The sequence below is a fragment of the uncultured Maribacter sp. genome (assembly GCF_963975365.1).
GTDB lineage: Bacteria > Bacteroidota > Bacteroidia > Flavobacteriales > Flavobacteriaceae > Maribacter.
Map to the genome: position 1 here is coordinate 143,238 of NZ_CAXBGF010000007.1, position 14,581 is coordinate 157,818.

A 14,581-nucleotide genomic window follows, 5' to 3' on the forward strand; every position below is an offset into this window, starting at 1 on the left:
TCAATAATTAATTAAAGTAAATATAAAATGGCCAATTATTTTAATACACTATCATTAAGAGATAAATTAACGCAACTTGGAAAATGTCGATTTATGGATTCGTCTGAGTTTGCAGATGGTGTAAATGCTTTAAAAGGCAAAAAAATTGTTATCGTAGGTTGTGGTGCACAAGGACTTAACCAGGGGTTGAATATGAGAGATTCTGGTTTAGATATCGCTTATACGCTTCGTGATGCTGCGATAAAAGAGAAAAGACAGTCTTTTATTAATGCTACAGAAAACGGTTTTACGGTTGGTACTTATGAAGAATTGATACCTAGTGCAGATATGGTAATCAACTTAACACCAGACAAGCAACATACTGCTGTTGTAGGTGCAGTTATGCCTTTAATGAAAAAAGGTGCTACACTTTCTTATTCTCATGGTTTTAATATTGTTGAGGAAGGTACTCAAGTTCGTAAAGATTTGACAGTAATCATGGTAGCTCCAAAGAGTCCAGGCTCAGAAGTGCGTGAAGAATATAAAAGAGGTTTTGGTGTACCAACTTTGATTGCGGTACACCCAGAGAATGATCCAGAAGGAAAAGGATTAGAGCAAGCCAAAGCTTATGCTGCTGGTACAGGTGGTCATAAAGCTGGTGTATTGGAATCTTCATTCGTTGCAGAAGTAAAATCAGATTTAATGGGTGAGCAAACCATTCTTTGTGGTTTGTTACAAACAGGTTCTATTCTTTGCTTTGATAAAATGGTCGCGAAAGGAATTGATGAAGGTTATGCTTCTAGATTAATTCAATATGGTTGGGAAACGATTACCGAAGGAATGAAGTATGGTGGAATCACACATATGATGGATCGTCTTTCAAATCCTGCTAAAATAAAAGCATTTGAATTATCAGAAGAATTAAAGGATATTATGCGTCCGTTGTTTCAAAAGCATATGGATGATATTATGACAGGTCATTTTTCCAAAACAATGATGGAAGATTGGGCAAATGATGATAAAAATCTTTTAACTTGGAGAGCGGCTACAGGTGAAACTGCTTTTGAAAAAACACCTGCGGGTAATCAAGAAATTACTGAGCAAGAATTTTATGACAATGGAGTATTAATGATTGCAATGGTAAGAGCTGGTGTTGAATTGGCGTTTGAAGCGATGACGGAATCAGGTATTATAGCTGAATCTGCATATTACGAATCATTGCACGAAACTCCATTAATAGCAAATACAATCGCTCGTAAAAAATTGTTCGAAATGAACCGTGTTATTTCTGATACAGCTGAATATGGTTGTTATCTTTTTGATCATGCATGTAAACCACTTTTAACAGGTTTCATGAAAAATATCGACACAGATGTTATCGGTACAAACTTCTCTGAAGGAATGGATAATGGAGTAGATAATGCTAAATTAATTGCTGTTAATAAAGCATTACGTCAGCATCCGGTAGAAATCGTTGGTGCACGTTTACGTGAATCAATGACTGCAATGAAGCCTATAGTTTAGATTTTTTAAATCAAACGTAGTCATACCAATTGTCCGGTTGAGTACATTCGAAAAATTGCAATCCGTTTTGGTGTTGTAGTATTAATCGAATGTTCTTAGGCGGACAATTTAAGTTTTTGAGATGGTTATCGTTTTATTTACGATTTAGTTTAGTGGAAAAAGTAAATTATATGAAAGGGAAGAAGCCAACTTATTTTCCAAAATTAGATGATGTAAGAAATGCTGCAAAGATTATTTCTGAAATTTCAGAGGTAACCCCTTTGACTGAAAGTATTAGGCTTTCAAAACAATATGATTGTCAGGTTCGTTTAAAGCGCGAAGATTTACAAAGGGTTCGTTCTTATAAAATTAGAGGCGCATTTAATAAAATAAGCTCTCTTTCTAAAGAAGAAAGGGCTAAAGGTGTTATTTGTGCAAGTGCTGGTAATCATGCACAGGGTGTAGCATTTGCATGTTTTCATTTGAAGATAAAAGGCACCATTTATATGCCATCGGTTACGCCAAAACAAAAAGTTGAACAAACGAATTTATTCGGTGGCGATTGGGTAGAAATTGTTTTGGAAGGTGATACATTTGATGATGCTTCAATGGCTGCACAGAAGTACGGCCATGAGACTGGAAAAATATTTGTACATCCTTTTGATGACCCTAAAATAATAGAAGGTCAAGCTACTGTTGGGCTTGAGTTAATAGAGCAAACCAAGGCACCCATCGATTATCTTTTCGTTTGTATTGGTGGTGGTGGTTTAGCAGCAGGACTTATAAGTGTTTTTAGTGAATTGTCACCAAAGACCAAAATTATTGGTGTAGAACCTAAAGGTGCCCCTTCAATGAAAACATCTATCGAATCAGGAAAGGTTGTTTCACTTGAGCAAATCGATAAGTTTATTGATGGGGCCGCTGTTAAAAAGGTAGGTGAGTTGACGTTTCCTATTTGTAGTTATTATTTAGAAAATATGATAACTGTTGATGAGGGTAAGGTCTGTCAAACAATCCTAGAACTTTATAATAGAGATGCTATCGTAGTTGAGCCTGCAGGAGCTTTAACAATATCAGCTTTAGATGATTACAAAGATGAAATAAAAGGTAAAAATGTAGTTTGTATCATTAGTGGTAGTAATAATGATATTACCCGAACTGCAGAAATAAAAGAGAGAGCTTTATTGTATGGTAAACTTAAACACTATTTCATTATTAGATTTCCCCAACGACCCGGTGCATTAAAAGAATTTGTTGTTGATATTTTAGGGCCAACCGATGATATTACACATTTTGAATACTCAAAGAAATCGAGTAGAGAGAATGCTCCGGCAGTGGTAGGTATTGAACTTAAGTCTCCTGAAGATTTACAACCATTAATAGAGCGTATGAAGACTAACAATTTCTATGGGGATTATATAAACGATAAACCTGATTTGTTTGAATATTTGGTTTAAGCTATATTTAAATAATACGATTAAATTTATATTAAGATTTAGAAATCAATCAATGAGTTATCAATTAGATTTTTAATAGAAGAAAAATAATGAGCGATTTTAAAATACCAGAAGAATATAAAATAACATCAACTATTGATCAAAGACATTATTTAGTTGATGGTGAACTAAAGGAATGGAATGGAGAAACAACGGATGTTTATTCAACTATTTCTTCAACTAGTGAATATAAGCCAACGCTATTGGGTAGTATTCCTGATTTAAAAGAGACAGAAGCATTAGATGCTTTGAATGGTGCGTTAAAGGCATACAATCGTGGTCAAGGTGTTTGGCCAACGATGCATGTTAAAGACCGTATTGAATGCATGGAAGTTTTCGTGGTAAAAATGAAGACTAAACGAGAAGAGGTTGTAAAATTATTAATGTGGGAGATTGGTAAATCGTTACCCGATTCTCAAAAGGAATTTGACCGTACAGTTGAATACATCGAAGATACCATTGAAGACTATAAGCAACTAGATCGTGATGCTGCAAAGTTTAAAAAGCACGACGGAGTATATGCACATATAAAAAGAGGGCCATTAGGTGTTGTTTTATGTTTAGGACCTTATAATTATCCGTTGAATGAAACTTTTGCCCTTTTAATTCCTGCAATTATTATGGGTAATACCACCATTTTTAAACCAGCTAAACATGGGGTGCTTTTAATTACACCTTTATTAGAAGCATTTCAAACAAGTTTTCCAAAAGGTGTTGTCAATGTTGTTTTTGGTAGAGGAAGAACAGTTGCTGCTCCTATTATGCAGACAGGAAAAGTAGATGTTCTTGCATTAATTGGAAATAGTAAATCTGCCAACGCTTTACAGGAACAACATCCAAAGAGTAACCGTTTACGTTTGGTTTTAGGTTTAGAAGCTAAAAACCCAGCTATTATTTTACCGGATGCAGATTTAGATTTGACCATTAATGAATGTTTGGCAGGTACCTTATCTTTTAACGGTCAACGGTGTACAGCATTAAAAGTGGTATATGTTCATGAAGATATTAGGTCGAAATTTAATGAAAGCTTCGCAAAAAAGGTCGATGAACTAAAATTTGGAAATCCTTGGGATGATGGTGTAAAATTAACCCCGTTACCAGAACCGGGAAAACCAGAATATATTCAAGAACTTATTGATGATGCACTTGCAAAAGGAGCGAAAATATTAAATGCAAAAGGCGGTAAACAATTCGATAATTTTATCTGGCCAGCTGTTTTGTATCCTGTGACTAAAGATATGAGGGTGTATCAAGAAGAACAATTCGGACCAATAATACCTATAGTGCCTTTTACAGATATTGAAGAACCTTTAGATGATATGGCCGAAAGTAATTATGGTCAGCAAGTAAGTTTATTTGGTAAAGATGTATACGCACTTTCGCCATTAATTGACACCTTGGTTAATTTGGTTTGTCGTGTGAATTTGAATAGCTCATGTCAAAGAGGCCCAGATGTATATCCGTTTACAGGAAGAAAAGATTCAGCGCAAGCAACCTTAAGTGTTCACGATGCTTTACGCTCTTTTTCTATTCGAACCTTTGTGGCTTTTAAGGATAATGAGTTGAATACTGAAATTATACAACAATTGTTAGAAGTGAAACTTTCAAATTTTGTTAGTACAGATTATATTTTATAGCGAAATTTACACTTTCTTAAAATGCATTGAAATTTTATTTCGATGCATTTTTAGTTAAAGATACTCCTATTTAACTTTCATTTAGTAATTTATACATCATTCGGGGTAATATTGAATATATAATGGATAATACTGTTGAAATTATGTTTGTCTATGCAGTATAACTTTGTATTAATAAAATATCTTTCAAAATATTATTAGGGAAGGTAATAAATGATTTGATCATGAAAATTAATCCATCAAATAAGAAAGCATTATTTGCTTTAGCTATTGGAGGTTTTGGTATAGGTCTAACCGAGTTTGTTATTATGGGGATTTTGACAGAAGTGTCCGGTTCTTTAGGAGTTACCATTCCACAAGCTGGTCATTTTATTGCGGCCTATGCTTTAGGTGTAGTAGTAGGGGCTCCATTATTAACAGGGTTAGGGTCTAAACTTACTCCAAAGAGAATGTTGTTTTTACTAATGATATGGTTTACGGTTTTCAATACATTATCTGGACTTGCGACAGGGTATAGCAGCTTGTTGTTTTTACGTTTTTTATCGGGAATACCTCATGGTGCCTTTTTTGGCATTGGAGCAGTTGTTGCAACAAAATTGGCAAAGAAGGGAAAATCTGCTCAAGGTATAGCTATTATGTTTTCAGGATTAACAGTTGCCAATGTTATTGGTGTTCCTATCGGAACATATTTAGGTCAACAATTTAGCTGGAGTGTATCATTTTATCTTGTAGGGTTTGTAGGCTTATTGGCTTTAGCTAGTATTTATATGTGGATGCCGAAAATTGAAATTGATGCTTCAGAAAAAAATGTAAGTGTTACAAAAGGTTTGAAGAATACTGAACTTTGGGCATTGATTGCTTTAACTACAATAGGTACCGGAGGTTTCTTTGCTTGGTATAGTTATGTTGCTCCGCTAATTACAGATGTTGCGGGTTTACCTAATCACTTTGTTGGCTATGCTATGATGTTAGCTGGGTTAGGTATGGTTGTCGGTAATTTTTTGGGTGCGAAAATGGCAGATTTGTTCTCTCCGCTAAGAGCGGTAATTATTAGTCTGTCGGTGATGTCGGCGATTTTAATATTAAATATGTTTATCGCTACTAATCCTTATTTATTAATGGGAATGACTTTTATAATTGGTGTGATATCTTTTACTGTTTCTACTCCTATACAAATGGCAATAATTAATACATCAAAAGGTTCTGAAATGTTGGGTTCATCAATGAATCAAAGCGCCTTTAATATGGGAAATGCTTCTGGCGCATATTTAGCCGGCCTTCCAATAGCATTTGGATACGGAATTATTTACTCTAGTTTGGTAGGTGCCATTTTGGCTTTTGCAGGAGTATCAATAGCGGTTGCTATTTTAATAGTACGAAAAAGAAGAGCAATTAAATACAAGAAAATGGCAATTAGTTGTTAGGAGTTTTTTACGTTATTCAAAAAGGAGCCTATGTATTTGGTTCCTTTTTTTATGCTTATTAATTAAATTGCTTAACAATATATTCAATTGTTTTAGGAGAATAATCCGATTTTCATGTTAAATTTCGTAATTTGTGTATTTCATCGTAATTAAATGCATTTTATCGCGTTATTAAAGAACCTAAACCTACTTTATTGTGCAACGTATTAAATTATTCCTAGGAACTATAGTATTGGTTCTATTACTTTTCGTTCTCACCGCTTCGTCATTTAAACCAGCACATTCAAAGGCAATTATTTCTAATTCGAATCCTGTTAAAACTTTAGCGGAAAAACGTGAAATAAAGCTATATGCCTTACGCCAACAGGCTTTAAAATCGGCATTAACTATTTATTTTGACCAGGCTATTAAATCTGGTGATATAGTAGGTGCCGGAGTAAGTATAGTTAGTGGCGATTCTGTTATACTTTCTAATGGATTTGGAAAAAGAAGTGTAAAGGGAAATGAAATTGTAGATGGAGAAACGCTTTTTAGACTAGGTTCAATATCTAAAGGCTTTACAGGTGTATTAGCTGCCAATCTTGAAAGTGAAGGTAAAATAGATTGGAATGATAAAGTGGTAGAGTTTATTCCGAATTTTAAATTTGGAAATAAAATTAATACAGAAAAAATTGAAATAGCACATCTTTTATCTCATACCTCTGGTACACCATATCATAGTTTTACCAACTTAGTAGAAGCTGGGTTATCGATGTCTAAAATTGCAGGTCGTTTTGATGAAATTCAACCAATTGCAGAACCTGGTCAACAATATAGTTACCAGAATGCCATGTTTTCATTGAGTCAAGAAATTATACTGAAAGCTACTGGTAAGGATATTCAAACTTTGTTGGCCGATAAATTTTTTAAACCATTGGATATGAAATCAGTATCTATGGATCATCAAACATTAATTAATTCTGATAATGTTGCTTTGCCACATGCCAAAAGTAACGGTCATTGGAGAGCTTTATCTCTAACTGATAAATACTATAATGCTATTGCGGCGGGTGGTATCAACGCTAGTTCGCTAGATATGGCAAAATGGATGCGTTTTTTACTTGGACATAATCCAGAAGTAATGGCTAAGGATGCAGTAGAACAGGTATTTAAACCATATATTGCGTTAAATGGGCGTAGTAAATATTATCAAAGATGGGCAGGACATTTAACTTCTTCATATGGATTTGGATGGCGTATTCACACATTAAAAGAGAATGAAAAGTCAGCAGAAAAAACTGTTTGGCATCATGGTGGCAGTGTAAATAATTATAGAAACGAAATTGCGTTATTTCCAGATTCGGATTTAGGTATTTGTGTTTTGTTGAATGGAAATTCGAAATTAGCAAGAACGGTAATACCGGATATTCATGCTATTGTTAAAAGTATTTACGAACAAGTTATATCAACACAACGAAGCTTATAAAAGTTCTAAGAAGTTTCATTAGCAAGAATTTAATTCATAAAAAAGTCCCTTTAATCATATGATTAAAGGGACTTTTTACTTTAGATATATTTATTAAATATTGCTGGCCAACCAATTGCCAACTTCACTAGTTTTATAACTTTTGCCACCATCGGCAAGGTCTTCTGTTACATATCCTTCAGCTAAAGACTTATTTACTACATTTCTTATTTCTTCAGCTTCTTGTGTCAAGTTCATATCTTCAAACAACATTGCTGCTGAAAGTACGGTTGCTAACGGGTTAGCAATATCTTTACCCGCTGCTTGTGGGTAAGAACCATGAATTGGCTCATATAAAGAAACTTTACTGCCAACTGATGAAGAAGGCATTAGCCCCATAGAACCTGCAATAACAGATGCTTCATCAGTTAAAATATCTCCGAATAGGTTTGCTGTAATAATTACATCGTATCCTTTTGGCCATTGAATCAATCGCATTGCTACAGCGTCTATAAATTCATACGTAACTTCAACTTCAGGATAATCCTTTTCCATTGCCTGTACTGTTTCTCTCCATAATCTCGAAGATTCTAATACGTTAGCCTTATCTACGCAACATAATTTTTTAGAACGCTTCATGGCCATTTCAAAACCTTTTTTAGCCAAACGTTCAATTTCGAAACGTTGGTAAGTCATGGTGTCAAACGCTGTATTACCGTCATCTTTTCTACCACGTTCACCAAAATAGATTCCGCCCGTTAATTCTCTTAAGATGATTAAGTCGGTACCTTCAATACGATCTCTTTTTAAAGGGGATTTATCGATTAGAGAAGGGAAAGTAAAGGTTGGTCGTACGTTAGCGAACAAACCTAATTTTTGCCTCATCTTTAATAATCCTTGTTCAGGACGTACTTTTGCCGATGGGTCATTGTCAAATCGTGGATGCCCAATAGCACCGAAAAGAACAGCATCTGCATTGGCGCAAATTTCATGTGTTTCATCTGGGTAAGGCTCACCAACAGCATCAATGGCAGCAGCGCCAGTTAAGGCAGGTTTCCAATTGATGTCATGGTTATATTTTTTTGCAATGGCATCACATACCTTTACTGCTTGATCAATAACTTCTGGACCGATACCATCACCGGCCAATAAGGCAATATTTAATTTCATTTTATTTGGTTGTATGTTGCTCCACATTCGATATTACGAGATGTAAAGCAATTAGTTTAAATTATATTCAACATTTTTTCGGTGGCCTTGATGGCACTTACCGTTTGGTCTGAATCTAACCCTCTTGAGGTAAATTCTTTTCCATCCATTTCCCAAGTAATAACTGTTTCACAAAGGGCATCAGAAGTACTTCCTGGTGGTATCCTCACCGCATAATCTGTTAACTTTGGTAATGTTTTATTCTTTGCAATATATACTTTTTTCAATGCATTCATAAACGCATCATATTGTCCATCACCTTGAGCGTGTGCTTCATAAATTTTACCATCTACTTCTACAGATAGGGTAGTAGAGGGCATTAAACCTTTTGCATGGGTCAATACGTATGACTTTACAAAAACTCTTTGCTTATAATCAGCGGTATCTAGAACATCTGAAATAATAAAAGGTAAATCATCTTTAGTAACTCGCTCTTTTTTGTCTCCTAATTCTATAATTCTTGCTGTTACTTTTTTTAATTCATCTTCGTTCAGGGTCAGACCAAGTTCTTGTAAGTTTTTCTGAATATTGGCTTTTCCAGACATTTTGCCTAAAGCGTATTTACGCTTTCTGCCAAAACGTTCTGGCATAAGGTCGCTGAAGTACAAGTTCTTTTTGCTATCACCATCGGCATGTATGCCAGCGGTTTGTGTAAAAACATTATCGCCAACTATAGGTTTATTTGCAGGTATTGTGAAACCTGTAAATGCAGAAACTAGTTTACTTACCTTATATAAAGAGGTTTCGTTGACACTAATTTCTACCTCTGGTAAAAAATCGTTTATAACCGCTACGGCACTTGCCATTGGGGCGTTACCTGCACGTTCGCCCATTCCATTCACAGTTAAGTGCAAACCATGGCAACCCGCTTTTACAGCTTCCATTACATTGGCAACACCTAAATCATAATCGTTGTGACCATGAAAATCAAAATGTAAATTAGGAAATTTTTGAACAATCTCTGAAATGTACGCATACGTCTCGGTATAGGTTAAAATACCTAAAGTATCTGGTAATAATATTCTTTTTACGGGTTGAGTTGAAAGGAATTCTAAAAATTCGAAAACATACGCTTTTGAATTACGCATACCATTACTCCAATCTTCTAAATAGATATTGTTGATTATTCCTTTTTCTGTGGCCTGTTTAAAAATTTCAGAAATCTCTGAAAAATGTTGAGCAGGGGTTTTCTTTAGTTGATGTTCCAAATGATTCATTGAACCTTTGGTCAGTAAATTTTGCGATATGGCCCCTGATTTTTGCATCCAATCCAACGAGATACCACCATCAACAAAAGTTAGAACTTCCACACGCTCTAAATATCCTTTAGTAGCTGCCCACTCGGTAATTTTTTGAACGGCTTCAAGCTCACCATCAGAAACACGAGCTGAGGCAACCTCGATACGGTCTACCCTAAGTTCATCTAAAAGTAGTTTTGCTAAAGTTAATTTTTCTGATGCAGAAAAGGATACCCCAGAGGTTTGTTCACCATCCCGAAGGGTAGTATCCATTATTTCCAATTTTCTTTTCATTAGTGTTCTTCCGTTATCTGAAAATTGAATTACAGAGGTGTGCTTTCAGCGAAAGTCTCAATATCTTTCTTAATATTCAATAAGTAATCAATATCGTCAAAACCATTCAACATATTGTTTTTCTTATAACCATTGATTTCAAAAGATTCGCTTTCTCCTGTAGCCAATAATGTGATTTTTTGCTCGGGTAGATTTATTTCTAATTCAGCAGAAGGGTGTGACTCGACAGCATCGAATATTTTTTGTAAAAACTCAGCGCTCACCTGTACCGGTAATACACCAATATTTAAACAGTTACCTCTAAAGATATCAGCAAAGAAACTAGAAACTACACATCTAAATCCGTAATCATAAACAGCCCAAGCTGCATGCTCACGAGATGATCCAGAACCAAAGTTTTTTCCACCAACCAATATTTTGCCACTGAATTTATCTTGGTTAAGTACAAAATCTTCTTTTAATGTATTGTCTTGGTTGTAACGCCAATCTCTAAAAAGGTTATCGCCAAAACCAACACGTTCTGTTGCTTTTAAAAATCGTGCAGGAATTATTTGATCTGTATCTACATTCTCTATTGGTAACGGGACTGCAGTTGATGTTAATATGTTGAATTTATCGTATGCCATTTTTTATAGCTTTTAGCTTCTGGGTTTTAGCCATTAGCTTGAATTATTATCATTGTTATTTTGCTAAAAGCCAAAGGCTTATAGCTAAGCAGACTTGTTACACAAGTTCTACCATTAGTTCTCTTGGGTCGGTTACTTTACCGGTTACGGCAGCTGCAGCAGCAACTAACGGACTAGCCAATAAGGTTCTTGAACCAGGACCTTGTCTTCCTTCAAAGTTTCTGTTTGAAGTACTTACGGCTAATTTACCAGCAGGAACCTTATCATCGTTCATTGCTAAACATGCAGAACAACCAGGCTCTCGAAGTTCAAATCCTGATTCGGTTAAAATATCAAGAATTCCTTCTTCTTTGATTGCCGTTTCTACTTTATGAGATCCCGGAACTAACCATGCTGTTACATTGTCAGCTTTCTTTCTTCCTTTTACGATAGAGGCAAAAGCTCTAAAATCTTCAATACGACCATTGGTACAACTTCCTAAGAAAACAAAATCAATTGGTTTACCCATCATACTATCACCTTCATTGAAATCCATATACTTTAAAGATTTCTGATAGGTAGTAGCCCCACCTTGTACGGCACTTGCCATAGGAATATCATTCGAAATTCCCATCCCCATACCTGGGTTGGTGCCATAGGTAATCATTGGTTCAATCAACGAACCATCAAAAGTTAATTCTTTATCGAAAATGGCATCTTCATCGGTATAAAGTGTTTCCCAATAGGCCATTGCTTTATCCCAATCTGCACCTTTTGGAGTGAACTCACGGCCTTTCACATATTCAAATGTTTTTTCATCGGGAGCGATCATACCACCACGGGCACCCATTTCTATACTTAGGTTACAAACGGTCATACGACCTTCCATACTCATGTCTCTAAAAATTTCACCTGCATACTCTACAAAGTAACCGGTAGCACCAGAAGTAGTTAATTGTGAAATGATGAACAAAGCAACATCTTTAGGAGTAACCCCTTTGCTCATTTTACCATTTATATTAATACGCATTCTCTTTGGCTTAGGCTGCATAATACATTGTGTAGCCAATACCATTTCAACTTCAGAAGTACCAATGCCAAAAGCTATAGCACCAAAAGCGCCGTGCGTAGATGTATGTGAATCTCCACAAACAATAGTTGCACCTGGCTGGGTAATACCATATTCAGGACCTACAACGTGTACAATACCATTTTTTGCATGACCTAATCCCCAATACGAAATACCATATTCATTGGCATTTTCTTCTAACATTTTTAGTTGGTTTGCTGAAAGTGGATCAGCAACAGGCAAATGTTGGTTAATAGTTGGTGTGTTATGGTCAGCCGTTGCAAATGTTTTCTCAGGATGCATTACAGGAATACTTCTGTTCTTAATACCTAAGAAAGCAACAGGACTAGTTACTTCATGTACCATGTGTCTGTCAATGAACAGTACATCTGGACCATCTTGTATTTTATGTACTACGTGTGAATCCCACACCTTGTCAAATAATGTTTTTGTTGCGCTCATATTCTTTCTAATCTAAGTTCACAAATCTATTAAAAACAAGGGTTTTTTGGAAATTAACACACTTCTAAATTACGATGTTCAACGCTAAATGTGTTAAAAATAAAACTAGCTAATATACGTCCAGATATTTTTGTGCTTTACCAATTGGGCATACATGTGTCTAATAATTAAATTTTCTGTTTTACTTAATGAAGGGTCTTCTTTGAGTAACTGAAGTGCATAATAACGTGCTGTTTTAAGAATGTCGTTATCCTTAACAATATCCGCAATCTTTAGATTTAATAATCCACTTTGTTGGGTGCCCATTACATCTCCTGGTCCACGTAGTTTTAGGTCAACTTCGGCAATTTCGAATCCATCATTAGTGGCCACCATGGTTTCTAACCGAGTTTTTGCTTCTGTAGATAATTTGTGACTCGTCATCAATATACAGAAACTTTGATCCGCCCCACGACCAACACGCCCACGCAATTGATGTAATTGCGACAAACCGAAGCGTTCTGCACTTTCAATAATCATTACCGATGCATTGGGTACGTTAACACCAACTTCAATAACTGTTGTGGCGACCATAATTTGGGTTTCGCCATTTACAAACCGATTCATTTCAAACTCTTTGTCCGCCGGTTTCATTTGACCGTGAACAATAGAAATTTGATATTTTGGCTGCGGAAAATCACGAACTATACTCTCATAGCCATCCATCAGATCCTTATAATCCATCGCTTCCGATTCCTGAATTAAGGGATATACAACATAAATCTGTCGCCCTTTTTCAATCTCATCACGTATAAACCGAAAAACCTTTAAACGATTTGCATCATAACGATGAACAGTCTTAATTGGCTTTCGGCCAGGGGGTAATTCATCTATTACAGAAATATCTAAATCTCCATATAAACTCATGGCCAACGTTCTTGGAATAGGAGTGGCAGTCATGACAAGAATATGTGGGGGAAACTCATTTTTATGCCACAATTTAGAGCGTTGGGCAACACCAAATCTGTGTTGTTCGTCTATAATCGCAATACCTAAATTTTTATATTTTACCTTATCCTCTAAAAGAGCATGAGTACCAATAAGAATGTTTAATGCTCCACTTTCCAGCTGTTCATGAATAGGTTTACGTGCCGATTTTTTTACTGAACCCGTAAGTAAGGCACAAGTGATTTCTGTTCCTTCCAAAAGTTCTGAAATATCTTGAAAATGTTGATTGGCAAGAATTTCTGTAGGTGCCATTAAGCAAGCTTGAAATCCGTTATCAATCGCCAAAAGCATAGTCATTATGGCAACAATTGTTTTGCCCGAACCCACATCACCCTGTAATAATCGGTTCATTTGGGCATTACTGCCCAGGTCTGCACGTATTTCTTTTATTACCCGTTTTTGTGCTCCCGTAAGCTCAAAAGGTAATTTATTCGAATAAAAGTCCTTAAAATATTCACCTACTTCATTGAAAGGGAATCCTTTAATTTTTTTTTGTCTTGAAAGCTTTTTGCCTATCAGTTGCAATTGTACATAAAACAGCTCTTCAAATTTTAATCTAAACTGTGCTTTTGCCAATAACTCTTGGCTCTTTGGGAAATGAATGTTGAACAGCGCTTCAGGTTTAGGTAATAATTTGAGTTCATAAAGTAATTTGTCTGAAAGGCTTTCAGAGAATTTGCCGTTTACTTCTATAAAAAGCTGTTGTACTAATTTACTAATGACCTTATTGGTAACACCTTTATTGCTTAATTTTTCAGTTGATGGATAAACAGGTTGCATATAGACCTTTGTGCCTTGTTCATGCGCTTTTAATGGCTCCATTTCTGGGTGTGGCATTGAAAAAGTACCATTGTACCAATTGCATTTACCAAAAATTACATAGGGTATATTCAATTTAAGATTTTCTCTCAACCATTTTTGTCCTCTAAACCAAACCAGTTCTATTTCGCCGGTATCGTCCATAAATCGGGCAACTAAACGAGAACCTTTTTTTTGTTCTACAGTCTTTAAATGAACAATCTTTCCGATTATTTGTACATCGGCACTACTGCGTTGTAGTTGACCTATTTTATAATATTGGGTTTTATCTATATACCTATTGGGGAAAAGATTCAGCAAATCTTGGTAAGTGTCCACTCCCAATTCTGACTTTAAAGTTTCAGCCCGATTTGGACCAACACCTTTTAGATAAACCACAGGAGTCTGCAAGAAATTAGCATTCATACTACTAAAG

Annotated in this window: 10 protein-coding genes; 5 read left to right on the forward strand and 5 right to left on the reverse strand. The window is 35.5% G+C overall.

Translation table 11 applies throughout. From position 1 onward, the window contains the following. The first annotated feature begins 27 nt into the window (after window positions 1–27). The 5 genes from ilvC (at window position 28) to AACZ49_RS10345 (ending at window position 7,504) form a co-directional block, all read left to right on the forward strand. Window positions 28–1,503 carry a ketol-acid reductoisomerase gene (gene ilvC / locus AACZ49_RS10325; protein WP_339654265.1) on the forward strand — a complete coding sequence of 492 codons (1,476 nt, stop codon included), beginning with the start codon at window positions 28–30 and terminating at the stop codon, window positions 1,501–1,503. Window positions 1,504–1,673: 170 nt separating this feature from the next. After that, window positions 1,674–2,939 carry a threonine ammonia-lyase IlvA gene (ilvA, locus tag AACZ49_RS10330; protein WP_339654268.1) on the forward strand — a complete coding sequence of 422 codons (1,266 nt, stop codon included), beginning with the start codon at window positions 1,674–1,676 and terminating at the stop codon, window positions 2,937–2,939. 89 nt (window positions 2,940–3,028) lie between these two features. Further along, entirely contained in the window at window positions 3,029–4,615 is a 1,587-nt protein-coding gene (locus AACZ49_RS10335; protein WP_339654271.1) for an NADP-dependent glyceraldehyde-3-phosphate dehydrogenase, read from the forward strand. Window positions 4,616–4,839: 224 nt separating this feature from the next. Further along, window positions 4,840–6,039, forward strand: coding sequence for an MFS transporter (locus AACZ49_RS10340; RefSeq protein ID WP_339654273.1), 1,200 nt, complete (start codon window positions 4,840–4,842; stop codon window positions 6,037–6,039). Between the two features lie 196 nt (window positions 6,040–6,235). Continuing rightward, the gene (locus AACZ49_RS10345) at window positions 6,236–7,504 is read left to right on the forward strand and encodes a serine hydrolase domain-containing protein (RefSeq protein ID WP_339654276.1); all 1,269 of its coding nucleotides are present in this window, start codon (window positions 6,236–6,238) and stop codon (window positions 7,502–7,504) included. A gap of 93 nt (window positions 7,505–7,597) precedes the next feature. Here AACZ49_RS10345 and leuB read toward each other — a convergent pair whose 3' ends face one another. From leuB to recG, 5 genes are all read right to left on the reverse strand, one after another. Next, the gene (leuB, locus tag AACZ49_RS10350) at window positions 7,598–8,653 is read right to left on the reverse strand and encodes a 3-isopropylmalate dehydrogenase (protein WP_339654278.1); all 1,056 of its coding nucleotides are present in this window, start codon (window positions 8,651–8,653) and stop codon (window positions 7,598–7,600) included. A gap of 56 nt (window positions 8,654–8,709) precedes the next feature. Further along, entirely contained in the window at window positions 8,710–10,224 is a 1,515-nt protein-coding gene (locus tag AACZ49_RS10355; protein ID WP_339654281.1) for an alpha-isopropylmalate synthase regulatory domain-containing protein, read from the reverse strand. Between the two features lie 29 nt (window positions 10,225–10,253). Next, window positions 10,254–10,850, reverse strand: coding sequence for a 3-isopropylmalate dehydratase small subunit (leuD, locus tag AACZ49_RS10360; protein WP_339654284.1), 597 nt, complete (start codon window positions 10,848–10,850; stop codon window positions 10,254–10,256). Window positions 10,851–10,947: 97 nt separating this feature from the next. Next, on the reverse strand, window positions 10,948–12,360 hold the full coding sequence (gene leuC / locus AACZ49_RS10365) for a 3-isopropylmalate dehydratase large subunit (protein ID WP_339654286.1): 1,413 nt from the start codon (window positions 12,358–12,360) through the stop codon (window positions 10,948–10,950). 105 nt (window positions 12,361–12,465) lie between these two features. Then, window positions 12,466–14,571, reverse strand: a complete 2,106-nt coding sequence (recG, locus tag AACZ49_RS10370) for an ATP-dependent DNA helicase RecG (protein ID WP_339654288.1) — start codon at window positions 14,569–14,571, stop codon at window positions 12,466–12,468. Window positions 14,572–14,581: the final 10 nt, after the last annotated feature.